General features: G+C 48.4%; 1 protein-coding gene and 1 pseudogene. Both read left to right on the plus strand.

The genetic code is table 11. From position 1 onward, the window contains the following. A pseudogene (locus tag QLG21_RS00560) lies at positions 1-305 on the plus strand (hypothetical protein); the annotation flags it as partial. Positions 306-308: 3 nt separating this feature from the next. Beyond that, the coding region (locus QLG21_RS00565; RefSeq protein ID WP_282483653.1) for a hypothetical protein at positions 309-996 on the plus strand (688 nt) is incomplete at its 3' end.

Below are 996 nucleotides of genomic sequence, written 5' to 3' on the forward strand. Positions count from 1 at the left end.
GTTTTTTACAGACCAGGCACCGACTGTATATGTCCTCAAAACCCTTTGAAGATCCGCGGATTCTGCCCGGTGGCCCGGGGATTACCTATACCGTGGATGATGGTATGGGAAATAAAGTTTATGGAAAGCTAAAACCGGGTTTTTCTGGACCAGCTTGGGGAATGGATTACATCACCAGACAGGGTCTCAAAGAGGATATATCTCAATTTAAGTTAAATTATCAGGGTCTACCGGATAAGGTCCCCGAAGTGAAGGGCTATACCGGCTGGGATCATATGCGCTGTGATATGAATGCGGGGCGATAACTGATGAAAGGATTCTGTATCGTTTTTGCAGCTACGTCCGTTTGGCTGGCGACAGGTTGTCAGGCGAAAGAACCGCCAACGCAGGTAGTATATCGGTTTGATGGTCATCGCTACCTCGAACTCAAAGGCTGGGATTGCGAAGGGGAAATCTGGTACATCGATATAAAGCGAGGTATCCGTTCACAAATAGCCAGCCAGTTTTATCGAATCTTTACCAAAAAATTCGTGCATCCATCAGAACGCTATCTCGCAATTCCATGGTGGGGAAATGTTACTGGTGGGTTTTCAGTATCCAAAGATTATGGGAAAACATGGGAAAGAGGGGGGGCAACTATGTCGCCAGGAAGTAACGAACCTGACGGAAGTAACGCTCCTTATTATGATGATGTTATCTCTTTCACCGTCGTCAACGATCAGGGTTTTTTACAGACCAGGCACCGACTATATATGTCCTCAAAACCCTTTGAAGATCCTCGGATTCTGCCCGGCGGGCCGGGTATTACCTATACCGTGGATGACGGTATGGGAAATAAAGTCAGTGGCAAGCTGGAACCCCGTTCACCTGGCTGGGCCTGGGGGATGGTCTATATGACTAAGCAGGGGCTTGAGGGCAGCACGCAGCAACTCAAGACTAATTGGCAAGATTTACCCGACAGCGTACCCGAAGTGAAGGGATATACCGGCTGGGATC

This window comes from Enterobacter sp. V87_3, from assembly GCF_029967835.1.
Classification (GTDB): domain Bacteria; phylum Pseudomonadota; class Gammaproteobacteria; order Enterobacterales; family Enterobacteriaceae; genus Enterobacter; species Enterobacter cancerogenus.